This window comes from Microbulbifer sediminum, from assembly GCF_021729035.1.
In the GTDB taxonomy this organism is placed as follows: Bacteria; Pseudomonadota; Gammaproteobacteria; order Pseudomonadales; family Cellvibrionaceae; genus Microbulbifer; species Microbulbifer sediminum.
This window is the reverse complement of record NZ_JAJSAP010000004.1, coordinates 211,636-233,676: the sequence shown is the minus strand read 5'-3', so window position 1 is coordinate 233,676 and position 22,041 is coordinate 211,636. Positions and strand designations below refer to the sequence as shown.

The 22,041-nt window shown below is 54.8% G+C and carries 18 protein-coding genes; all 18 read left to right on the top strand.

What is annotated here, in order from left to right; all coding sequences use genetic code 11:
• The first annotated feature begins 50 nt into the window (after positions 1–50).
• The 18 genes from rfbA to LVD11_RS08360 all read left to right on the top strand — a co-directional run bounded on the left by rfbA (position 51) and on the right by LVD11_RS08360 (position 21,919).
• The gene (gene rfbA / locus LVD11_RS08445) at positions 51–992 is read left to right on the top strand and encodes a glucose-1-phosphate thymidylyltransferase RfbA (RefSeq protein ID WP_237057893.1); all 942 of its coding nucleotides are present in this window, start codon (positions 51–53) and stop codon (positions 990–992) included.
• A gap of 91 nt (positions 993–1,083) precedes the next feature.
• Positions 1,084–1,632, top strand: coding sequence for a dTDP-4-dehydrorhamnose 3,5-epimerase (gene rfbC / locus LVD11_RS08440; protein ID WP_237057891.1), 549 nt, complete (start codon positions 1,084–1,086; stop codon positions 1,630–1,632).
• A 139-nt stretch (positions 1,633–1,771) separates the two neighbouring features.
• Entirely contained in the window at positions 1,772–2,641 is an 870-nt protein-coding gene (gene rfbD / locus LVD11_RS08435; protein WP_237057889.1) for a dTDP-4-dehydrorhamnose reductase, read from the top strand.
• 123 nt (positions 2,642–2,764) lie between these two features.
• On the top strand, positions 2,765–3,829 hold the full coding sequence (rfbB, locus tag LVD11_RS08430) for a dTDP-glucose 4,6-dehydratase (protein ID WP_237057887.1): 1,065 nt from the start codon (positions 2,765–2,767) through the stop codon (positions 3,827–3,829).
• A gap of 64 nt (positions 3,830–3,893) precedes the next feature.
• Entirely contained in the window at positions 3,894–5,207 is a 1,314-nt protein-coding gene (locus tag LVD11_RS08425) for a capsular polysaccharide export protein, LipB/KpsS family (protein ID WP_237057885.1), read from the top strand.
• Positions 5,200–5,589: a hypothetical protein gene (locus LVD11_RS08420; RefSeq protein ID WP_237057883.1), complete on the top strand. Its 390-nt coding sequence runs from the start codon at positions 5,200–5,202 to the stop codon at positions 5,587–5,589. Before LVD11_RS08425 ends, LVD11_RS08420 begins: the two co-directional genes overlap by 8 nt.
• A 29-nt stretch (positions 5,590–5,618) precedes the next feature.
• Positions 5,619–6,752, top strand: a complete 1,134-nt coding sequence (locus tag LVD11_RS08415) for a glycosyltransferase family protein (protein WP_237057881.1) — start codon at positions 5,619–5,621, stop codon at positions 6,750–6,752.
• Between the two features lie 318 nt (positions 6,753–7,070).
• Entirely contained in the window at positions 7,071–7,931 is an 861-nt protein-coding gene (locus LVD11_RS08410) for a hypothetical protein (protein ID WP_237057879.1), read from the top strand.
• 313 nt (positions 7,932–8,244) lie between these two features.
• Positions 8,245–9,069 carry a 3-deoxy-8-phosphooctulonate synthase gene (kdsA, locus tag LVD11_RS08405; protein ID WP_237057877.1) on the top strand — a complete coding sequence of 275 codons (825 nt, stop codon included), beginning with the start codon at positions 8,245–8,247 and terminating at the stop codon, positions 9,067–9,069.
• A 17-nt stretch (positions 9,070–9,086) separates the two neighbouring features.
• Complete coding sequence (locus LVD11_RS08400) at positions 9,087–9,617, top strand: KdsC family phosphatase (protein WP_237057874.1); 531 nt, start codon at positions 9,087–9,089, stop codon at positions 9,615–9,617.
• Between the two features lies 1 nt (position 9,618).
• Positions 9,619–10,386 (top strand): 3-deoxy-manno-octulosonate cytidylyltransferase, encoded by a 768-nt coding sequence (gene kdsB / locus LVD11_RS08395; RefSeq protein WP_237057872.1) that lies wholly within the window; start codon positions 9,619–9,621, stop codon positions 10,384–10,386.
• A complete protein-coding gene (locus tag LVD11_RS08390; RefSeq protein ID WP_237057870.1) occupies positions 10,387–11,316 on the top strand; it encodes a KpsF/GutQ family sugar-phosphate isomerase in 930 nt (309 codons plus the stop codon).
• A 496-nt stretch (positions 11,317–11,812) separates the two neighbouring features.
• Positions 11,813–13,621 (top strand): glycosyltransferase family 2 protein, encoded by a 1,809-nt coding sequence (locus tag LVD11_RS08385; protein ID WP_237057868.1) that lies wholly within the window; start codon positions 11,813–11,815, stop codon positions 13,619–13,621.
• Entirely contained in the window at positions 13,622–14,581 is a 960-nt protein-coding gene (locus tag LVD11_RS08380) for a sulfotransferase family protein (protein ID WP_237057866.1), read from the top strand. It begins immediately after the preceding gene.
• Positions 14,582–14,745: 164 nt separating this feature from the next.
• On the top strand, positions 14,746–16,842 hold the full coding sequence (locus tag LVD11_RS08375; RefSeq protein WP_237057864.1) for a glycosyltransferase family 2 protein: 2,097 nt from the start codon (positions 14,746–14,748) through the stop codon (positions 16,840–16,842).
• A 131-nt stretch (positions 16,843–16,973) separates the two neighbouring features.
• Positions 16,974–18,707: an SLC13 family permease gene (locus LVD11_RS08370; protein ID WP_237057862.1), complete on the top strand. Its 1,734-nt coding sequence runs from the start codon at positions 16,974–16,976 to the stop codon at positions 18,705–18,707.
• Positions 18,708–18,887: 180 nt separating this feature from the next.
• Entirely contained in the window at positions 18,888–19,835 is a 948-nt protein-coding gene (locus tag LVD11_RS08365) for a glycosyltransferase family protein (RefSeq protein WP_237057860.1), read from the top strand.
• Positions 19,826–21,919: a capsule polysaccharide biogenesis protein gene (locus LVD11_RS08360; protein WP_237057858.1), complete on the top strand. Its 2,094-nt coding sequence runs from the start codon at positions 19,826–19,828 to the stop codon at positions 21,917–21,919. The genes LVD11_RS08365 and LVD11_RS08360 overlap by 10 nt, the downstream gene beginning before the upstream one ends.
• Positions 21,920–22,041: the final 122 nt, after the last annotated feature.

Below are 22,041 nucleotides of genomic sequence, written 5' to 3'. Positions count from 1 at the left end.
CCGTACCCGCCCGGAGCCGCCGCTGCGCACAACAAGAAAGGGGAAAAACCATGGAAGCTATGGAGGCCACGCCTGCAATGGAGAAAGGACTCTCCGCCCGCAAGGGCATTATCCTGGCCGGTGGCTCGGGCACGCGCCTGTACCCGCTCACCAGGGGGGTCAGCAAACAGCTGATGCCGGTTTACGACAAGCCGATGATCTACTACCCGCTCACCACGCTGATGCTGGCGGGGATACGGGATATCCTGGTCATCACCACGCCTACCGAACAGCAGCTGTTCCAGAACCTGCTGGGTGACGGCAGCCAGTGGGGCGTCAATCTCAGCTATGCCGTGCAGCCCTCCCCGGATGGCCTGGCGCAGGCTTTTATTATCGGCCGCGAGCACGTGGGCAACAGCCCGAGTGCACTGGTGCTGGGCGACAATATTTTCTACGCGGAACGCTTCAATGAAGTGCTGCGCAATGCGGACGCCCGCCAGCAGGGCGCCACGGTATTCGGCTACCACGTGGCGGATCCCCGTGCCTACGGCGTGGCCGAGTTCGATGCCAGCGGCAAGGTCATCAGCATCGAGGAAAAGCCGGCGCAGCCCAAGTCCAACTACGCCGTCACCGGCCTGTACTTCTATGACAGCCAGGTGTGCGAACTGGCACGGGAGATCAAGCCGAGCCACCGCGGCGAGCTGGAAATCACCGACCTCAACCGTATCTACCTGGAGCAGGGCCTGCTGAATGTGGAGCTGATGGGCCGGGGTTCCGCCTGGCTGGATACCGGTACCCACGACAACCTGCTGGACGCCGCACACTATGTGCAGACCATCGAACGGCGCCAGGGCCTGAAGATCGCCTGCCCGGAAGAAGTGGCGTATCGCAAGGGGTTTATTGATGCCGCCCAGCTGGAAGCCCAGGCCCAGCCGCTGATCAAGAGCGGCTATGGCGAGTACCTGATGCAGATACTGGCCGAGTCCCGCAGCGACCACGCCTTCGGGCGTTGATTCACAGGGTTTTAGATTACCGAATATTCGGCCCGGACGTTTTACAACTAAACGGCCGACAGGTGAGCAGACGATTTCCAGGATAAGCAGTATGAAAATTATCGAAACAAAAATTCCAGAAGTAAAAATCATCGAACCCAGGGTGTTCGGTGATGAGCGCGGGTTTTTCTTCGAGTCCTTCCGCCACGACGTATTCAGCCGCGAATGCGCCGACCGCATATTCGTACAGGACAACCACAGCAAGTCCAGCCAGGGCATCCTGCGCGGCCTGCATTACCAGACCCAGAACACCCAGGGCAAGCTGGTGCGCGTTACCCAGGGTGAGGTATACGACGTGGCCGTAGACCTGCGCAGAAGCTCCCCCACCTTCGGACAATGGGTGGGCGTCATCCTTTCGGCAGAAAACAAGCGGCAGCTATGGGTGCCGGAAGGCTTCGCCCACGGCTTCTACGTCACCAGCGAAACCGCCGAGTTCGTCTACAAGTGCACCGACTACTACGCACCGGAGCACGAGCACTCCATCCGCTGGGACGACCCGGGACTGGCCATCGACTGGCCCCTGGTAAACGGCGAGCCACCAAAGCTCTCTGCCAAAGACGCCGACGGCAAACTGCTAAAAGACGCCGTCACCTTCGATTGATACCAAACGCGCAGGCTCCACCACCGTAGGAGCCTGCCCTGCAGGCGAACAGGCACTCGCAACCACGTAGGAGCCTGCTTGCAGGCGAAAAGAAGAGAGCCGCCGCGACCGCAACAAAAGCAAATACGCACAGAAACGAATGAAAATATTAATTACCGGCAAAAACGGCCAACTAGGCCAACAGCTACAGCAAGACGCCCCGCAAGGCGCCGAACTGATCGCCCTCGGCCGCGAAGACCTGGACATCACCAACCGCGATGCCGTCTTCAGTGCCCTGGCCGAGCACCGCCCGGATGTCGTAATCAACGCCGCCGCCTACACCGCCGTAGACAGGGCGGAATCGGATGTGGAAAACGCCTACGCCATCAACGCCACTGGCCCCGAGAACCTGGCCCAGGCCTGCAAGGAATGCGGCATCCGCCTTGTCCACGTATCTACGGATTTCGTCTTCGACGGCCAGAAGTCCTCCCCCTATACAACCGAGGACCCGACCCGCCCTCTGGGCGTCTACGGCAGCAGCAAGGCCGCCGGCGAGGCCGCCGTCCAGGCCATCCTGCCGGAAGCCGCCATCGTCCGAACCGCCTGGGTGTACTCCGTCCACGGCAACAACTTCGTCAACACCATGCTGCGTTTGATGAATGAGCGAGACCAGCTGGGTGTGGTGGCGGACCAGGTTGGCACACCTACCTGGACCGGCACCCTGGCAAAAGCTTTATACGCATTGGCTGCCGACGAGTGCGCCCATGGCATCTACCACTGCACCGACGCCGGCGCCGCCAGCTGGTATGACTTCGCCGTGGCAATTTACGAGGAAGGCAAAACCTCCGGCCTGATCCCGGCCAATAAGCAGGTGTACATAACCCCGATCACCACTACCGATTACCCGACTCCCGCCACCCGCCCGCCCTACAGCGTGCTGGAAAAGCGGGTAGAAGACTTCGGCAGCGGCTTCAGGCCAACGCACTGGCGCCAGATCCTCCGCGAGGTCCTGCAAAGCAAAACCCAATAGGAATTCGGCATCCCGCTGGGCCAGCGCACCGCCGAACCCTGGATCCAGAAAAAATTTAAGACCTGTAGGAGCGGCCCATGGCCGCGACCAGCAGACGGAAAGAACACAGAAGACACGCAAGCAATGAGCAACCTACTAGTAACCGGCGGCGCCGGCTTCATCGGCGCCAACTTCGTCCACTACTGGATGAGAACCTATCCAGAAGACAAAGTCGTCGTGCTGGACGCGCTGACCTATGCCGGTAACAAAGCCAACCTGGCCCCGGTCGCACAAAACCCGAACTTCTTTTTCTGTCACGGCAATATCTGTGATACGGCTCTGGTAGAAATGCTCCTGAAAGAGCACCGCATCGATACCCTGGTGCACTTCGCCGCAGAGAGTCATGTAGACCGCTCGATTACGGGCCCCGATGCCTTTATCGAAACCAATATCATCGGCACCCACAGCCTGCTCAAGGCCGCGAAGAAAATATGGCTGGATGAGGGGCTGAACAAAGAGAGCCACCGCTTCCACCACGTCTCCACCGACGAGGTGTACGGTACCCTGGGCCCGAATGATCCAGCGTTTAGTGAGACCACCCCCTACGCACCAAACAGCCCATATTCTGCCAGCAAGGCGGCATCGGACCACTTGGTCCGCGCATACCACCACACTTACGGACTGAAGGTCACCACCAGCAACTGCTCCAATAACTACGGGCCCTATCACTTTCCGGAGAAGCTGATACCGCTGGTGATCACGAATATCCTGCAGGACAAGCCGCTGCCAATCTATGGCGATGGCAAACAGATTCGGGACTGGCTGTATGTGGAGGACCATGCTCGCGGAATCGAATTGGTGATAAAGAAAGGTCGCCTGGGAGAGTGCTACAACATCGGCGGTATTAACGAGTGGGCCAATATCGATATCGTGAAGCTCGTATGTGAGCTAATGAATAAGGCGTTTATGAACGATCCGGCCTTGGTTGAAAAATATCCTTCAGCCACTAGAGCCATTAAGGCCCGTGCTGAAGATCTAATTACTTTTGTGGAAGACCGTGCCGGCCATGATAGGCGCTATGCGATAGACCCAATAAAATCTAGAGACGAGCTCGATTACGAGCCGTGCTTCTCCTTCTCGCAGGGCATCGAAAAGACTATCAGCTGGTATCTTTGTAATGACAGGTGGTGGGCCAAAAAATCAGATTGAAGGTATCGGCGCGTTACGTGCTTTTACGACGTCCATTAAAATTTAAGTCCGGTGTTTGGCAAAAATGAATATATTGTTTTACGCAGAACCACTACCTATCAGGAATAGTTTTCATCAGCACTCTGCAGTCGCGTCAAAATTCGCTGATATTATTGAAAATAATCTCGATTATATCTTGGAAAAAAAGATAAAAGTTAAAATTCTTGCCAATCAGCACGTGCATAATGAGCTTTTAGAAAAAAGGCCGGTCGTGAGGCCAGCCCTCCATGTTCTAGATCCTGAAATTGACTCAACTATTGAAGACATGTTGGTTGACTGGAGGGCAAAGGGGATCGAGATTTGGAAGGATTTGATGCGTGGCAAGGGGGAGTTCTCAAAGTTCACGGATAAGCTGCTCACTGACGTCAAGACCAAAAGCTTCGATTTTGATGTTCTAATTTGCTGGGGCCAAAATGGCGCATTGGAAAAATTTTGTAAGAAAAATAAAGTGGTATTGCTGCACATGGAGTTGGGAAGTATAAGAAGCCCATTCCCAGAGTACTTGATATTGGATCCCCGCGGTGTTAATGGAAACGCCTCTCCTTTAAAGCTCACTATCAAAGATATCAAGCGCTTTTCCGAGCCTCTAGATCCACATTTTGCGCGGCTCTTATTGTCAATAGATAGTCAAAACCAAGCGGAAACTAGAACGCCATTTGATGCAGGAAAAAGAGTCTTTAAGGATGGCGCAATTTTGAACGCCGAAAAGGTGGCACTTCTTCCCTTACAGTTGTATGACGATGCGAATATATTACTTTACTCACCGTTCGAAACGCCGCTTGATTTTTTAAAAAAAACTGTACAACTGTTGTTGGACGGGGGATATCATGTGGTGGTAAAGACGCATCCCGCAGCCAAGTTACGACCAGTAAATTACCTTCATCAGACGAAGTGTATCGAGTACGCGAAAAGCCTGCCGAACGTTACGATCTTGGATGAAGGTGTGTCGTCACTGGAAAACTTAGAGCTAATCAATTCCGTCGACCTGGTTGTTACGATAAATAGTTCTTTAGGGTTTGAAAGCTTACTGCTTGGTAAGGTGGTTTGCGTGCTTGGAGATGCGATGTATAAAGTGAAAGGCGTATTTCCGACACTCGAGTGTGTCTTGTCTGATCGGTTTGATCTATCCGCATACAAAAATAACATTGAATACCTGGTTGGCTTTATCCTGCGGAATTATTTTCTTAGCCCAGAATCTGTATATTCTCAAAAGTTTTTCAAACGTGTTGAGCTGCTTACGCTAACTTCAGCTAAGTCTTTTTCTGTACCTGACTTTATAAGGCTTTCTAAGCAGGGATTGGATAACGAGTTTTTGAAGGATGTTGTTGTCGATGTTTGATCCAAGTAATAAGCCTGTCAATAGGTCTGATTTTGATCGCCTTGTTGCCTCTTTTATTGGACAAAAGGGCGCTGCGCATGGTGATTCGGTCAAGTTTCATATTGATTCGTTAGTAATCACCGAGGAGATTGTAGAGGTTAGGGGGTGGGCATTCTGTACAGCAAAGAAATTCTCCCCAGATATAATTTACTTTCACGATGGCGATAGGTATGTAATTTCCTTCTGTGGTGCAATGAGACCCGATGTTAGGCGAGTTTTCGAGTTGCGCTCTGAAATGGTTGGTTTCCACTCTAAGGTTAATCTCGGCTGTGTAGATAAAGCCAGGTTGAAAATCGGATTTATCAATCAAGGCTTCTATTCGGAATTTAACCTAGTTAAATAATTTTTGATTTTTTGGGTGGAGAAATATTTGTGAAAGTCCTTTTTGTAACGAATACATCCAGGATTAGCCGGCCCTACTTTGACCCATCGGTTCGGTACCGTTGTTTTAATTTTGCCTTTGCGCTTGAGCGTAAGTATGGTTGGAAAACGTGTGTTATTTCACAGGACGAGCTATGTGACAGTCTCCTAGATAATTTTGATGCCTTTATTTTTCATCGTCCAAGCTTTTCTACTGAGTTGATTGAGTTTATTGCGAAGGCAAAAGTAAAGGAGCGATACCTGGCGGCGGACTATGATGATCTGATTTTTGATGTTAGTAACGCGTTAAATAGTTCTATCTACAAAAATGGTAGGGCGAATGCTAGAGAAGTTTGTGAAATTTTTGATAGAAATGCATCGGCACTTTCATTATTTGATAAGGCAACTGTGTCGACTGAACCCCTGATGCAAAGGATGAAGGAGCTGTTCCCGCATATTGATGTAACTGTGGTGCATAATGGTCTGACATCCGATTACGTTGATTTTGCGAAGATCATATGTTCTCAGCAATTGCATAAAAAATATACCCTCGGATATTTTTCAGGAACGAAGAGCCATGATAAGGACTTCAGGATGGTGGAAGGAGCACTGTTAAAGCTCCTCGAGAGTAATCAAGAGTTTTCGCTGTTGCTCATGGGCCCGCTTGAGGTGAGCGACAGACTTATGAACACCGGGCAGGTTTCTCACCTTCCGCTGCAAAGTTACTATAAGATGGCTTCGTATGTCTCGCTGTGCAACGCGATCATTGCTCCGTTAGAAGCATCAATATTTAATTCCTGTAAAAGTGGATTAAAGTTTTTTGAGAGTGCGATTTTTAATACCAAGGTTTTTGCATCCCCTATTCCTGACATAACTCGGTTTCAAAGTGATTTATTAACCACCTGTTCCACCCCCGGGGACTGGGATCGAGAACTTAGTCGCTTTGGAGGTACTATTGGTGGCTCTGAATTAGTGCGAATGAGGGAAGATGTATTGCTGTCTGCGAGTGTTGATAACGAGTGTTCAAAATTTTGGGATATGTTCTCAAATAATTGTCCCGGGGCTGCCAAAGAACGAGTGGTACCTAATGAATCATATTCGAAAAAATTTAGATTCTTGAGGCCGCGATCTTTATTCTCAAGTTAGTGCTTTCTGGGGTAATAGTGTAGGGCTTTGTTGTTGGTTATATGGTGTTTGCCCTCGATTAATGGGTAGAGGTAATGTCGTTGCTAGGACGGCGCCTATTAGTTATTCAGATTGTTTTTTAGCGTTAGTTTTAATGCTTTCAACTAAATTTTCTATTTTTTTGAGGTTGTGATGTCAGACCGTACTTTAGTGCTTCACGTGGGATTTCCAAAGTGTGGCTCTAGCTCGATTCAGTCGACCTTTTCTCAGAGTCCTATATTCAGAACTTCTGAAGGTGGAATCGGATGTTATGGTGCAATTCTTCCGTCTGGAAAATTAGTGCTTGGCGAAGAAATTTATCGCTCGGTAGCTAAAAGTAACTCCGGTTATGTGGCGTCCGCATCTGCTGAGCTCGGTAGAGCTGAGCATCTCGATCATTCGCAGTGGTGGAGCAAAATAGAAGAGTTAAAGGTCGACTCTCTGCTTCTGTCGAGGGAGGCTTGGTCTGGTAATCCGCAAGATTTAGCCTCCTTCGTTCTCCCATTCTGGAAGGGCCGAGTGAAGATTATTGCATTTGTTCGCCCTCCATTGGAATTTATTAATTCTGGTTGGTGGCAGTGGGGTGCATGGTCCGGAGATGGTTTTGAAAAATGGGTCGAGCATGCTGCTAACGTTTGCGACTGGTTAACCTCACTAAAGAAAATTCAGAAGCTCTTTCCAGGCACTGAAATCCTCGTTCACCCGTTAGGTGGTAATATCATTGATCAGTGTCTAACTGCTTTGGGCTGCGATCCAGGCTCCGTTCAAGCTAGCAGGGCAAATGCAAGTTTGCCAGCAAGTATTTTACGGCTATTCCAGCGCCATTCCGCTAGGTTGAGACCCTCACCCCATCGTTCGGGTATAGATTTTGTCTTGGCTCGGCATTTAAGTCTATCTGGGGCACCCCCTTGGGTTATTCCTGTGGATATTGGTAATTCCATTTTAAGTCGACTGAAGCAGAATAATGAAGAACTTTTAAAATTAATGAGCCCGGAAGAGCGCGCTGCGGTTGAGTCGGATAATCGCTGGTGGTCCATAGATGCCTATTTAGGTAAGGAAGTTGAGCCTCCGAGTCCACAAAAGCCGAATGCAGATGAATTGGACTGCCTAGCCGCAGACTTGGCTGAAGCGCTATTTGTTGCTAATCGCGCCTCGGGCTGAGACTCATCCTGAGCGCTTTCGGTCCGTGCGGAAAGTGGTGTGTTTTCAGTGCCATTTGAAAAAGCTAAGCGTATTCTGTAGCTGCATCGTGATTGTTATCAGATTTTTTCGTCTCGTTGATGAGGGGTTTCTTCTGTCTAAAGCGTCTAAGCCCAATTGCCCCTTGTTTGCGGCCTATTTGTTAGAGGTTTGGGACCGGTGATCGCAAGTTTTTATTATTGATTATGATGGGCGGTTCATTATTAAGTTATTTGCCTTGAAGGCAAAGTAGATAATTGAGTAAATTTTAATTGCAGAATTCGGTAAGAAGACAATGAAAAATTTAGGTAATAATTTACCATTCACGTTATTTGGTGGGATCAATGTCCTGGAAGACCTGGAGTCAACCTTGTTCGCCTGCTCAGAGTATGTAAATGTTACGACGAAACTTGGCATTCCTTTTATTTTTAAAGCTTCTTATGATAAGGCTAATCGATCTTCGATAGAGTCTTTTCGAGGGGTAGGCCTACACGAGGGGCTTGAAATATTTAACGCCGTAAAGAATGAGTTCGGTGTTAAGGTTGTTACTGACGTTCATGAAATAGATCAGGTCGCGGCGGTTGCCGAAGTGGTGGACGTTATCCAAATACCAGCATTTCTAGCGCGTCAGACTGATTTGGTGGTCGAAGTCGCACGAACTGGTAAACCAATGAACATAAAGAAACCACAATATTTAAGCCCAACGCAAGTAGGCAATATCGTCGATAAGTGCCGAGAGGCAGGGAATGAGCAGGTGATTCTATGCGAGCGTGGGACTTGCTTTGGGTACGATAATCTCGTCGTTGATATGCTCGGCTTTCGAAAAATGAAAGAAGCATCTAAGGGCTGTCCAGTAATTTTCGATGTCACTCATAGTCTTCAAATGCGAGATCCGATGGGTTCGGCTTCTGGGGGAAGGCGTGCGCAGGTTGTAGAGTTGGCTCGAGCGGGAATGGCCGTTGGTTTGGCGGGGCTGTTTCTGGAATCACACCCGAATCCGGATAAGGCGCGCTGTGATGGCCCTAGCGCTTTGCCGCTAGACAAGCTGGAACCATTTTTGGCGCAGGTCAAGGCTGTGGATGATCTAGTTAAGTCTTTACCACGGCTCGAAATACAGTGAGTACGCTAGAGAAATGTATGGGCCTCCAGCTTGTTCTGTTTGACGTCGATGGAGTGTTGACCAATGGTTATTTAAGCATAGCGTCTGAGGGAGAAATTTTTAAACAGTTCAATGTAAAGGATGGTGTGGCCGTCGCTTTGTTGAAAAGTCACGGTATTAAAACTGGCGTGATTTCGGGTAAAAAAAGTGCAGCCCTAGACTTTAGGTGCGATCAGTTGGGTCTCGATGTAGTAGTAACCGGCTGTGAAGATAAGTTGGTTGCGGCGGAAAAAATTGTGTCGGCGATGAGCATTACAAGTTCTCAAGTCGCTTTCGTTGGGGATGACATAATCGATTTGTCTGCGATGATGTTCGCCGGTATTAGTTTCGCCCCTGCAGACGCTCATGCTTTGGCAAAGAGGCGGGCCGATGTCACATTGGAAAGCATTGGTGGCGGCGGGGTAGCTCGCGAAGTTGCGGAGTACATTTTATTTCAAAGAGGGCTTTCTCTTGAGGAAATGTACCAGCCCTTACTGGAGAGCAAAGAAAAGGTCGAGGTAGTGCAATAAAGTGAGTGATCCCGTTGTTCGAGTAGTTATCCCTGCACGCTATTCGTCATCCCGCCTTCCCGGTAAGCCGCTGATTGATATAGCGGGCACGCCGATGATCGTACGTGTTTTTCAGCAAGTAGTGAAAGCATCAATTGCCGATTCCATAGTTGTGGCTACGGATGATGAGCGGATCATGGAAGTGCTAGAGGCGCACGGTATTTCGGGAGTTATGACAGATCGGGAGCATGAATCAGGCACTGATCGGATCTCGGAGGTGGGTGCGGAACTGGACTGGTCTGAAGACGATTGCATAATGAATGTCCAGGGTGATGAGCCGTTGATTCCTGTAGACTTGTTGGAAGGATTCGCGGGTTATTGCCGTCGGTTACATGATCTAGAAATGGTTACGGTTTCGTGCCCGATATCGACGCAGAAGGAGTTGTTGGACCCTAACGTGGTAAAGGTTGTTTCAAGCGTGCATGGTGATGCTTTGTACTTTTCTCGCAGCCCTATACCGCATGTGCGCGATATTTCAGATTTTAAAGAGTTTACGCTGGATAATTTTCGTCGGCATGTGGGTATCTATGCCTATAAGTATCGGGTGCTCAAATATTTTTCGGAAACTGCTGTTGACCCTGTGGAATCAATGGAGAAGCTGGAGCAGCTTAGAGCGTTAAGGGTTGGGATTAGAGTGCGAGTTTTTGACTGGAATTCCTGTCCTCCTCATGGTGTAGACACCCCTTCCGATGCGGAAAAGATAGTTAAATGGTTTAGCGAGCATAAGTAGATGTTAGATTACAGGTCAATTGCCAGAGATGTTTTTAATATTGAAGCAAACGCAGTTCGTTCGTTGACTGAAAGTTTAGGTGCGGACTTCGATGATGCTGTATCTCGAATTTTGGAACTTCAAGCTCGTGTCATTGTGTGTGGAATGGGTAAATCCGGCATTATTGGAAAGAAAATAGCGGCGACTTTGGCAAGCACAGGGACCCCGAGTTTTTTCATGCATCCAGGTGAGGCGTACCATGGGGACTTGGGGATGGTTACCCCTGAGGATGTCTTTGTAGCGATATCGAATTCCGGTGAGACTGATGAAGTTCTAAAGCTGATACCCTTTCTAAAGGATAATGGTAATTATTTGGTATCAATGACAGGTAATCGAGACTCAACACTAGCCAGGGCATCTGATAGCCATTTAAATATCGGTGTCGAAGAAGAAGCCTGCCCTCTTCAGCTTGCCCCTACAGCCTCTACGACTGCAACTTTGGCTATGGGTGATGCGCTGGCTGTGACTTTGATGAAAGCTAAGGGTTTTCAGCCTGAAGAATTTGCTCGGTTTCACCCTGGTGGATCTTTGGGACGTCGATTGTTGGCTCGTGTTGATGACGAAATGGAGCGAGAGGAGCTACCTTTTGTCGAGAGTGATGCTTCCGTAACGGAAGTTATTCAGGCAATGAGTAGAGGAAGGCTCGGGCTGGCCATAGTTAAGACCGGCAGCAGTTATGGGGTCGTTACTGATGGCGACGTCAGGCGCGCTGTGGAATCTTATGGTGTCGGAATCTTTGAGATCCGAGCTGTAGATTTCATGTCTAAGGATCCTATTACCATTTCCGTTGGGACGAGAGTTGAGGATGCTTTGCAATTAATGGAATCTAGGAAGATTACGTCTGTGTTGGTGGCTGACAAAGGTGTTGTTGTTGGCGTTTTTAAAAAATAGAACGAATTCTAATTGGATTTTTGCGTAACTTCTGAATATAGATTACTCGATAGTTATATATGATTCATCAATGTCTTTTTTCCATTACGCTGTAGGTGAATTGCGCCGTTGGCTACACCGTCGTCAAGGCTGTGATCTTGTTCCACTTCAGGAATGCGCTGTCATGAATGATGGCTGGCAATGTGTTGGCTTGGATCCGGCTTTTCGTGTGGAGCCGGAATCCGACTTGCTGCCTCGCGGCTGGTATATGCTGGAGGTCTTGGCTGCTTCGGAGACAGATACTCTCCCCGCGAAGCTCTATGCTGATTACGGCCATGGGTATAAGGAGCTAGAGTCTTTCTGCCTGCCTGTAGATTCCGGCCGACTTTCGAAGCGCATTTGCTATTTCCCTCATCGTGCCCGCTCTTTGCGGTTTGATCCCTGTGACTTTTCTGCTCGAATAAAAGTAGACCAGTTTGTGCTTGCGAGGGTCACCCGAAGATTCGCTATAGGGTCGATGGCACGTAAGCTCGTCAACGCGGGAGCGCTTGAAACACTTACGCAGGCTCGTGAGCTGGGCTGGAAGACACTGTGGACGGAATACAATGCCCTGTTTATCCGCCGCGCTCTTTCGGGCTATGAGATGCAGCTTGTTGAGGAGCGAGCACGTTACGCTCGACCCGAGGTTTCCGTCCGGTTGCGGGAGCTCGAAGTACAACCGCTGATTTCTATCGTAGTGCCTGTCTACAACCCACCAATCGAGCTGCTTAAGGCTTGTCTGGACTCGGTACTCGCGCAGCTATACCCGCACTGGCAGCTGTGTATCGCCGACGATGCTTCGACAAATCTAGCAGTCGGACAGGTGCTGGAGGAATATGAGAAGCGGGACAAGCGTATCCGCTGGGTTCGGCGCGAAAATAACGGACATATTTGCGCCGCGAGTAATTCCGCGCTCGCCCTTGCGGAGGGCGAATATGTGGCGCTACTTGACCATGACGACTGCTTGGTCAAGCATGCGCTGTTGGAGGTGGTCTCTGCGGTTCAGGCCAATCCTGTGGTGGATATTTTCTACTCCGATGAAGACTTTATCGATGCCGAGGGCCGGCGCTTTGCGCCCCATTACAAGTCCGACTGGAATCCTGCGCTACTGCTTTCCCACAACTATATTACGCACCTGGCCGTATTTCGTCGCGAATTGCTGGAGCGGGTAGGCGGCTTCCGCGAGGGCGCGGGGGTAGAGGGGGCACAGGACTACGATTTGCTGCTGCGCTGCATCGAACTTACGGATGCGGCCAAGATAGTTCATATCCCCCGGGTGCTCTATCACTGGCGGGCCCACGAGGGCTCCACCGCGCTGGGTCCCCAGGAAAAATCCTATACATCGGCCGCGGGCAAGCGTGCCCTGCAGGATCACCTGGCGCGCCAGGGTATCGATGCCGAGGTGCTGGATACCGAGGATGATAACCTCTACCGGATTGACTACCCACTGGAGGGCGAGCCCCTGGTGAGCCTACTGATTCCCACCCGAGATGCACTGGATGTGCTGCGCCCCTGTGTGGAATCCATTCTGAACCGCTCCAGTTACCGCAATTTTGAGTTGCTGATACTGGATAACGGCAGCGTCGAGCACGACACCCTGCAGTGGTTCGAGGAGATTACGGCTGGGGATCCCCGCGTGAGGGTGCTGCGCTACGATGCTCCGTTCAATTATTCCGCTATCAACAACTTCGGTGCGTCGCACGCCCGCGGTGAAATTATCGGTCTGGTGAATAACGATGTGGAAGTGATCACGCCCGGCTGGATAGAGGAGCTGGCATCTCTGGCCCAGCGACCGGAGAATGGGTGTATCGGTGCCCTGCTGTACTACCCGGACGATACTGTGCAGCACGCGGGAGTGGTCTTGGGGCTGGGAGGCTACGCGGCCCACTCCCACCGGGGATCGCCCCGGGGCAGCCAGGGTTACTTCAATCGGCTGAAAGTACGGCAAAACCTCAGCGCCGTTACCGGTGCCTGCCTGTTTGTGCGCAAAGAGCTTTACGAGCAGGTCGGTGGGCTGGATGAGAGCTATACCGTGGCCTATAACGACGTGGATTTCTGCCTGCGGGTTCAGGAAGCCGGATATCTCAACGTCTTCACTCCGTTTGCCGAGCTGTATCACCATGAGAGCAAGACACGCGGACAGGAAGACACGCCTGAGAAAGTCGCCCGTTTTGATCAGGAGAAGGCCCGGCTGTCCGATCGTTGGAGTGCTCTTCTAGAGCGCGATCCGTACTATAATCCCAACCTCACACACTCCCGTGAGGACTTTTCCTTAAGGCAGTATTAGATGACCCCTTTGGTCTTTGTACATGTTCCCAAGACGGCTGGAACCAGTTTTCGCTATGGTGCAGACAGCTACTGGGGGGGCGATAATGTTTGCCGTGATTACGGCCCCAATTCTCCGGAAACAAGCCAGATCGTGCGCGACTGGGTTCTCGAACGAAGCGACATCTGGCGCTTTCGCAGAGCCTTTAATGAAAAGCAGTACCAATTCCTGACCGGACACTTCAACGCCCAGCGCTATTTGCCCATTTTTGGAGTCGACCGAATGGTGACCTTTTTGCGGGAGCCCGTGCAGCGGATTGTGTCCGAATTTCAGCATTTTCAACGCCACTATGATTACCAGCACGGATTTGAGCATTTCTATCGGTCAGCGCCGTTTATTAATCGACAGTTGGGCATGTTCGATAACACGGCCTGGGCCGCGCTCGGTATGATCGGATTGACCGAGGCCTATGAGGAGTCCGTGGCTTTGATAAACAGCAAGTATGCTCTGGAAATCCCGGTGCTGGCTGAGAACCGTGGCCGAGATTCGCTTGCTGAGCAGTACCCGGTGTCAGAGTCGCAACGGGAGGAAATCCTCAGACTCAATGCGCGCGAAGTCTCCTTTTACGAGAGTGCTCGGGTACAGTTTGAGTGGCGCAAACGGTTGGCAGAGCAAGGCAATATATATGTGGCCGGGGCGCTAGGAGAATATCGCAATGATCGTATTCACGGCTGGGCGCTGCCCGAGTTGGGTGACGAGCCTGCGCGAATCGGCGTGCTGGTGAATGGCGAGCTGGCAGGAGAGGCCGATGCGACCCAGAGCCGTCCGGGGTTACGGGCGCAGGGTGTTGGTCGCGCTGGACTGGTGGGCTTCGCGATCAAGGTGCCAGGCCTGGAAGCGAGCGATGAAGTGCAATGCGTGGTCCTTTCGACCGGTCAGCCGCTGACGCAGTCCTCTCTTCATATCCCGGCAGGCAGCTAACAATCATGGATTTTCGTCCATTCGCCCGCTTTTTTCGGCTGGAGCCCACTGCTCTTGTGCCAAAAGAGTGTATTCAAGACCGGCAATCCTTGGAGCCTGAGTGTTTTGCTGAAGCGACTGTGCGGCTGCCGTGGCAAGGGCGCCTGCCGCGCCGGGGCTGGTATATGCTGGAATTTGCTGCGGAGTACGCCGGCAGCCGGGCAACGCTTACCCTCCATGTAGATTGCGGCTCAGGTGCGGATCCAGCGTTGTCGGTCTCCCTGCCGCTAAAATGGGGCAGGGTGGCCAAGCGTGTGTGTTATTTTCCAGAGCCGGTGCGCGAGCTGGTACTGGAAGTCAGCATTGCTCCCGATGGCCAATCAGCGCCTGAAAGCGGCCTGCCAGAAATCAGCCACTGCTGCCTTGCCTGGCTGGCTCCGCACTTTGCGCGCGGGCGTATATGCCAGCGCCTAGCCAATATGCACCATCGTTACCGGGGGCTGGAGCATCGCGAGGTTGTGCGAGCATTGCGGCAGGAAGCGGCCGGACGGGGCCGCACCTGGCATGGCCAGGGGCTCTCCCGTTATGCCGAGACCTTCCACAAGCGCTGTCCGGATGCGGGCTACCAAATGTGGTTGGCACAAGTAGAGGCAGAGACCCTGCCCTGCGCCGGTGAGGTCGCTGACTACCTTGCCGAGCAGAAATCTCCACCACAGTTTCTTTTCCACCTGCACTTGCCCGCTATCCAGGAACTGGACCTGGGTGCGTTGCACTCCCTGCGGCAGCAGTCCTACCCGAATTGGCGCCTGGCTGTCACGATAGGAGTCGACGTGCCGCCGGCGCTGGTAGCTGAGCTGGAGCGAATTTCCGCTGACGACGAGCGTATCACCCTGTTGCCTGACGATGCCCGACTGGGCGATTTGCTGGAGGAGGAACGTGGCGATTTTGTGGCAGCCCTGCCATATAACGATCACCTGGCGCAGCATGCTCTTTATTACATCGCCCGGGCAGTCGGAGCACAGCCCGACGCGCTGTTGGTGTACACCGATTCCGACTCCCTGAACCGGGCGGGTGAGCGGGAAGCGCCGCTGTTCAAACCAGGCTGGAACCCGGACCTGCTGCTGGCTTATAACTATATCGGTAGTGCCTGCCTGTTCCGCAGGCCACTCCTGGATGGTTTCCGGTCGCTTCGCCTAGATTCATGGAGTGAGAGTGGATATCGCCTGCTGTTAGAGGCCCGGGCGCGGCTTGGTCAGGAAGATGTGGCGCATGTGCCCCGGGTGCTCTACCACCAGAAGCCCCTGCTGGAGACGGCTCTGGCTGCGTGCCAAGGTGCGGAGAGAGAGGCCCTGGCTGGCTACCTGAGCCGGGTAATGCCCGGTACTCAGCTTGAGGATGGTCAGTTGTTTCCCGGTTCTGCGGCGGTCATGCGTTGCCGATTCCCTATCCCTGAACCAGCGCCGCTGGTGAGCCTGTTGGTGCCTACACGTGATGGCATTGAATACTTGCGACGCTGTGTGGGTTCTATCCTGTCCCTGACGGATTACCCCAACTTCGAGGTGCTGGTGCTCGATAACCAGAGCAGTTGCCGGGAGACACTGGCCTATCTGCAGCAGGTGGAGACTGATGCGCGGGTACGGGTACTCCGGTGGGATTACCCGTTTAATTACTCGGCCATCAATAATTTTGGGGCTCGCCATGCCCGCGGCGAGCTACTTGGGTTAATCAATAACGACATCGAAGTCATTTCACCGGGCTGGTTACGGGAGATGGTCTCCCATGCTTGCCGGCCGGAGATTGGCTGTGTCGGGGCCAAGCTGTATTACGACAATGATACGGTCCAGCATGGGGGCGTGATCCTCGGTATTGGCGGTACTGCCGGGCACAGCCACAAGTATGCCCGCCGGGAAGAGCCTGGTTATATGGGACGCTTGCAGGTGGTGCAAAACCTGTCTGCGGTAACCGGCGCATGCCTGGTGTTGCGTAAATCGGTATTTGAGGAGGTCGGCGGACTCAATGAACGGGACCTACCGGTGGCCTATAACGATGTGGACCTGTGCCTGAAGGTGCGGGAGGCAGGCTACCGCAACCTGTGGACGCCATATGCGGAGCTATATCACCACGAATCCCTCTCGCGGGGCGCGGATGACACTTTCCGCAAACGCCGCCGTGCCCAGCGTGAGGCCGAATATATGCGCAAGCGCTGGGGGCAGGCACTGGACACGGACCCCGCCTACAATCCCAATCTGACGCTGGTGCATGAGGATTTCTCACTGAAATAGCGTGGGTTTGGCTATATATCGATAGCGCTAAGTACTTTGGGCGGCGTCGGCAGGTTTGGCATAATTGCCTGAATCCGCCGAGTGTTTAAAATATGGCCATTCACCTGAATAGCAGACCGGCACAATAACTTATGACACTTACCCAAATCGTTGTTGCCGGTATTTTCCTGGTCGTGATCGGCACACTGGTCTTTAGCCGTGTCCGCCCGTCACTGGTGTTCGCCTCGGCTGCCGGGGTGTGCTTCCTGACCGGCCTGGTACCGGCCGAATCCGTGCTGCAGAAGGCGGTGAACCCGGGGCTGGTGACCCTGGTGGCCCTGATCCTGGCCTCTATCGGCCTGGAGAAGGCGCGCTGGCTGCGGGCGATCTCCGATGGGCTGATCAATGGTTCCCTGAAGGGTAGCCTGCTGCGCCTGACCGGTGCCACGGCGCTGAGTTCGGCTTTCCTGAACAATACCGCGGTAGTGGCCGCGCTGGCTTCCAGTGTGCGGTCGCAGCGTCGCTACCCGCCCGCCAAGCTGCTGTTGCCCCTCTCTTACGCCGCCATCCTGGGTGGCACCCTGACCCTGATCGGTACCTCCACCAACCTGATTGTGAACAGTTTTGTGCTGGACCGGGGCCTGCCCGGGCTGGATTTCTTTGCCTTCCTGCCGGTGGGGCTGGCGGCAACGCTGGTGGGCCTGGTGGTATTGCTGCTGTGCAACCGCCTGCTGCCGGAGGGGCGGGTGGCCACAGAGGCAGTGAAGGAATACCTGTTGGAGGCAAAGGTGATTGAGGATTCACCGCTGCACGGCAACACGGTGGAGCAGAACAACCTGCGCCAGCTGGAGACGCTCTACCTGGTGGAGATTGTGCGCAGCGGTACGGTAATCAGTCCGGTGGCACCCACCGAGGTTATCCGCAGTGGCGACAAGCTGATTTTCAGTGGCGATGTCAAAGACCTTGGGCGGCTGCAGGATATCCAGGGGCTCAAGGTCTTTGCCCTGGAGGACGAGCAGCTGAAGATGAACCTCACCGAGGTAGTGCTCACGCCCAACTCCAGCATCCTGGGGGAGTCCCTCAAGAGTTGCCAGTTCCGCACCCGCTTCGACGCGGCCGTGGTGGCGATGCGCCGTGGCGGTGAGCGGCTCTCCGGCAAGCTGGGGGAAATCGAGTTGCGGGCCGGGGATGCGTTGTTGCTGGCGGTGGGCCCGGACTGGAAGCACCACCGCAATATCGACAAGAACTTTTATGTCATCAGCGGCGGCAAGGTCCAGCGCCAGTTGTCCCGCCGCGACAGCTGGTTGCTGGGCTTCGGATTTACGGCGGTGGTGGCCGGCGCGGCACTGGGGTATTTCTCGCTGCTGAAAGGCCTGGTGGTGCTGCTGGGGGGCATGATTAGCCTGAATATTGTGACGACCACTGAGTTGCAGCGGCGCTTCCCGTTTCAGATCTGGCTGATTATTGCCAGCGCCCTGGTGCTGGCGGAGGCGTTTTCCGGCAGTGGGCTGGCGGATGCACTGGCCTCGGCCCTGCGGGGGACCGTGGCGGATGCGGGGCCCTATGTGGGGTTGATTGGGGTATTCTTCCTGACCCTGGCGCTGACCGAGCTGATGACCAACAACGCCGCGGCCGCGCTGGCATTCCCGCTGGCCTGGAGCCTGGCGGAGAGCTTTGGCGTGAGCTGGATGCCGTTCGTGATGGCGGTGGCCTATGGAGCCAGCGCCAGTTTCCTGACGCCCTTCGGCTACCAGACCAACCTGATGGTGCAGAACCTGGGGGGATATCACCTGCGGGATTTCCTGCGGGCGGGTCTGCCGTTGACCATTGCCTATTCGGTGACGGTGCTGCTGTTGTTGCCGCTGGTGTTTCCGTTTAGCGGTTGAGATTGCAGGGTTCTGTAGGGGCGGATCTTGTATCCGCCCTGTTTCGGTTTTGGGGCCCGGGCGCACACAAGGTTCGCCCCTACGAATTGTTGATAGGCCGGGAGAGGGTGCTCTCGGCGCGGGGAGTCGCGGCCAGCGGCCACTGCTACATAATAAAAATAGAATTGGGGAAGTTTTTTGGTGGGGGATAAGCGTTGCTTTGTGGTGGAAGAGGGGGAGAACCCGTCCACCGATTATTTCGTGATGCCCTTCCTGCAGGAACAGGGGTACACGCCCCTGCGCCGCACTTTTTCCCAGTTGCCCACTGTGGGTGAACTGCAGGGGGCCACGGTGGTGTTTGTCCGCTACCTGCCCGGGCCCTGGCGCGCGCTGGTAACGCGGCACCGGGCCGCCATTGCCGGCCTCTACTTTTTCATGGACGATGACCTGCTCGACTGGCGCGCCTTCGTTGGTATGCCCCTGCGGTACCAGGCCAAGTTGCTGCGCCGCAGCTGGCGTCACCGTGGCTGGCTGCAGTCTCAGGGCGCGCAGCTGCTGGTCTCTACCCCCTACCTGCAAGCGAAGTATGCCCACTGGCAGCCACAGCTATTGCCGGCCCGGCCGCCGCAGTCCCTGCGAGGCGGACAGGGGGATGACCCGGCGCAGGTTCCGCCAGTAATAACAGTCTTTTACCACGGTTCCGCCTCCCATGGGGCCGACCTGCGCTGGCTGCGACCGGTGATTGCCACGGTTCTGGAGCGCAATGAAAACCTGGCGTTCGAGGTGATCGGCAATGCGGCGGTTAACCGTGTGTTCCGGGGTCTGCCGCGAGTCCACGTATTACATCCCATGAAGTGGCCCGCCTACCGGGCACTGGTACGTCGGCCCGGCCGCACCATTGGCCTGGCGCCGCTGCTGGATAACCGTTTCAATCGCGCGCGTTCCCATACCAAGTTCTTCGATATCACCCTGGCGGGCGCGATTGGTGTCTATGCCGCCGGGGCAATTTACGGGGATGTTGTCCGCAACGGGGAAAACGGCCTGCTGGTGCCCATGGAGCAGGGGGCCTGGGTGGAGGCGATCCTGCGCCTGGCGGATGACGCTGCCCTGCGTCAGCGGCTGCTGGAAGGGGCCCGGGCATGCCTGTAGTCGGCTATTGTTCACCCGGCATTCGCCGGATTCGCCATCTCGAGGCCCTGCTGGAAGCGCCCGCGCGGTTTTTTTTCCAGCGGCCCGGCAGTGACATCACCCATGTTGCCGGCTGGGGCCTGAAGCCCACGGCAAGAAAGGCCCGGCGCATTGCCGCGGCCCGCAACCTGCCCTATATCAGCCTGGAAGACGGTTTCCTGCGCTCGCTGGAGCTGGGTGTGAGCGGGGCGCCAGCCCACAGCATGGTGGTGGACCACAGCGGTATTTATTACGACGCCACCCGCCCCAGTGACCTGGAAAGCCTGATCAGCGCCGCGGCATTCAGTGAGCCTGAACTGGAGCGCGCGCGCGAATGTATGGCGCTGTTGCGTCGATACCGATTGTCCAAATATAACCGCGCGCCGGATACGCCGCTGCAATGGCCGGAGCGGCCGCGGGTGCTGGTGGTGGACCAGACCCTGGGGGATGCGGCGGTGACATTTGGCGGTGCGGATGCAGGCAGTTTCCGGCAGATGCTGGAAGCGGCGATTGCGGAGCACCCGCAGGCCGAGGTGTGCGTCAAGGTGCACCCGGATGTGATTGCCGGCAAGAAGCGTGGCTATCTCCTTGAGCTGGCGCGGGAGCGCGGCTGCCGTGTACTGGCCGAGGATATTTCGCCCTGGGCGGTGCTGGATGTGGTGAGCGAGGTCTATGTGGTGACCAGCCAGATGGGCTTTGATGCCCTGTTGGCGGGCAGGAAAGTGCACTGCTACGGCCTGCCGTTTTATGCCGGCTGGGGACTGACGGAAGACCGGCAGCCCTGCGAGCGCCGCGGAGTGTCGCGCAGCCTGGAGCAGGTGTTCTGCGCGGCCTACCTGCATTACAGCCGCTATATCAATCCCTACACCGGCGAGCGCTGTGCGCTGGAGGACACCATCGCCCTGCTGGCAGAGCAGAAACGCCAGCGGGGTAGGCTGGGCGATCGCTGGCTGGGGCTGGGTTTCTCGCCGTGGAAAAGGCGCTTTGTGCCGGATTTCCTGGGGCGTCCAGATTCCATGGAATTTGCCCCGGCGCGGGCGGCTTCGGTGCGGGTGCGAAAGGACGAGGACAGCCTGCGTGTGGTTGCTTGGGCCAGTGGCCTGCCCCAATCACTGCTGCGCGCTTGTGACGATGCGGGCATACCGCTGTGGCGGATGGAAGACGGCTTCCTGCGCTCGGTGGGGCTGGGGGCCGACCTGGTCCGGCCCCTGTCGCTGGTGCTGGATGCGCGAGGCATTTATTACGACGCCCGGGCTGCCAGTGACCTGGAGATAATCCTGGCGGAAACGGAATTTGAGCAAGCCCTGGTAGAGCGAGCCCGTGCGTTGCGGGAATCACTGGTGAGGGCGCGACTCAGTAAATACAACGTGGGCCAGGCTGCGGAGTTAACAGACCTCGGCGCGGCGCCCGGGCAGCGAATATTGCTGGTACCGGGGCAGGTGGAAACCGATGCGTCCATTACCGGTGGCTCACCGCTGCTGAAAACCAATGAAGAATTGCTGCGCGCGGTGCGGGGGCTGAACCCCGATGCGTATATCGTCTATAAGCCCCATCCGGATGTGGTGGCCGGCGCCCGGCAGGGCGCGGTCACGGGGACGGGGCTCTGCGATCTCGAGGTCACGGATATCGCCATGCCGCAGCTGCTGGAGCAGGTGGACGAGGTGCATACGCTGTGTTCGCTGAGCGGTTTCGAGGCCCTGTTACGCGGGCGCAAGGTGGTGACCTACGGGCTGCCGTTTTATACGGGCTGGGGGGTAAGCGAAGACTTGCTACTGGATGCGGACAGCCTGGCCCGGTTACAGGAGCTGGCGGACCGACGGGCAGGGCAGGTTGATGCTGCGGCCGTGCTGGAGCGGCGCGGACGCGCGCTGGAGATTGATGAACTGGTGGCGGGGGTGTTGCTGCTGTACCCCGTGTACTGCGATCCGCATACCGGTGAGCTGGTGAATGCCGAGACGGCGGCGCGTCTGTTACAGCGACAACGGGAGCGGCCCGAACCGTCGGGCCCGCTGGCTTTCGGCCGCTGGTTGTATCGCCTTTACCGCAACGCGTTCCTGCGCCGTTAGCCCGCCGCGGATCCGGGTTCCATCCTGCGCCGGGGTGATACAAGCAGCCCGTAGGAGCGGCCGCTGGCCGCGACCGGGGGCTGGCTCATAATGACGCTACCGGGCGAAATTACGATTATTCG

What these genes read in the sequence shown, in the direction of transcription:
- rfbA (WP_237057893.1), top strand. Translation starts at nt 51, where the DNA reads ATGGAAGCTATGGAGGCCACGCCTGCAATGGAGAAAGGACTCTCCGCC.
- rfbC (WP_237057891.1), top strand. Translation starts at nt 1,084, where the DNA reads ATGAAAATTATCGAAACAAAAATTCCAGAAGTAAAAATCATCGAACCC.
- rfbD (WP_237057889.1), top strand. Translation starts at nt 1,772, where the DNA reads ATGAAAATATTAATTACCGGCAAAAACGGCCAACTAGGCCAACAGCTA.
- rfbB (WP_237057887.1), top strand. Translation starts at nt 2,765, where the DNA reads ATGAGCAACCTACTAGTAACCGGCGGCGCCGGCTTCATCGGCGCCAAC.
- LVD11_RS08425 (WP_237057885.1), top strand. Translation starts at nt 3,894, where the DNA reads ATGAATATATTGTTTTACGCAGAACCACTACCTATCAGGAATAGTTTT.
- LVD11_RS08420 (WP_237057883.1), top strand. Translation starts at nt 5,200, where the DNA reads ATGTTTGATCCAAGTAATAAGCCTGTCAATAGGTCTGATTTTGATCGC.
- kdsA (WP_237057877.1), top strand. Translation starts at nt 8,245, where the DNA reads ATGAAAAATTTAGGTAATAATTTACCATTCACGTTATTTGGTGGGATC.
- LVD11_RS08400 (WP_237057874.1), top strand. Translation starts at nt 9,087, where the DNA reads ATGGGCCTCCAGCTTGTTCTGTTTGACGTCGATGGAGTGTTGACCAAT.
- LVD11_RS08390 (WP_237057870.1), top strand. Translation starts at nt 10,387, where the DNA reads ATGTTAGATTACAGGTCAATTGCCAGAGATGTTTTTAATATTGAAGCA.
- LVD11_RS08385 (WP_237057868.1), top strand. Translation starts at nt 11,813, where the DNA reads ATGGCACGTAAGCTCGTCAACGCGGGAGCGCTTGAAACACTTACGCAG.
- LVD11_RS08380 (WP_237057866.1), top strand. Translation starts at nt 13,622, where the DNA reads ATGACCCCTTTGGTCTTTGTACATGTTCCCAAGACGGCTGGAACCAGT.
- LVD11_RS08375 (WP_237057864.1), top strand. Translation starts at nt 14,746, where the DNA reads ATGCTGGAATTTGCTGCGGAGTACGCCGGCAGCCGGGCAACGCTTACC.
- LVD11_RS08370 (WP_237057862.1), top strand. Translation starts at nt 16,974, where the DNA reads ATGACACTTACCCAAATCGTTGTTGCCGGTATTTTCCTGGTCGTGATC.
- LVD11_RS08360 (WP_237057858.1), top strand. Translation starts at nt 19,826, where the DNA reads ATGCCTGTAGTCGGCTATTGTTCACCCGGCATTCGCCGGATTCGCCAT.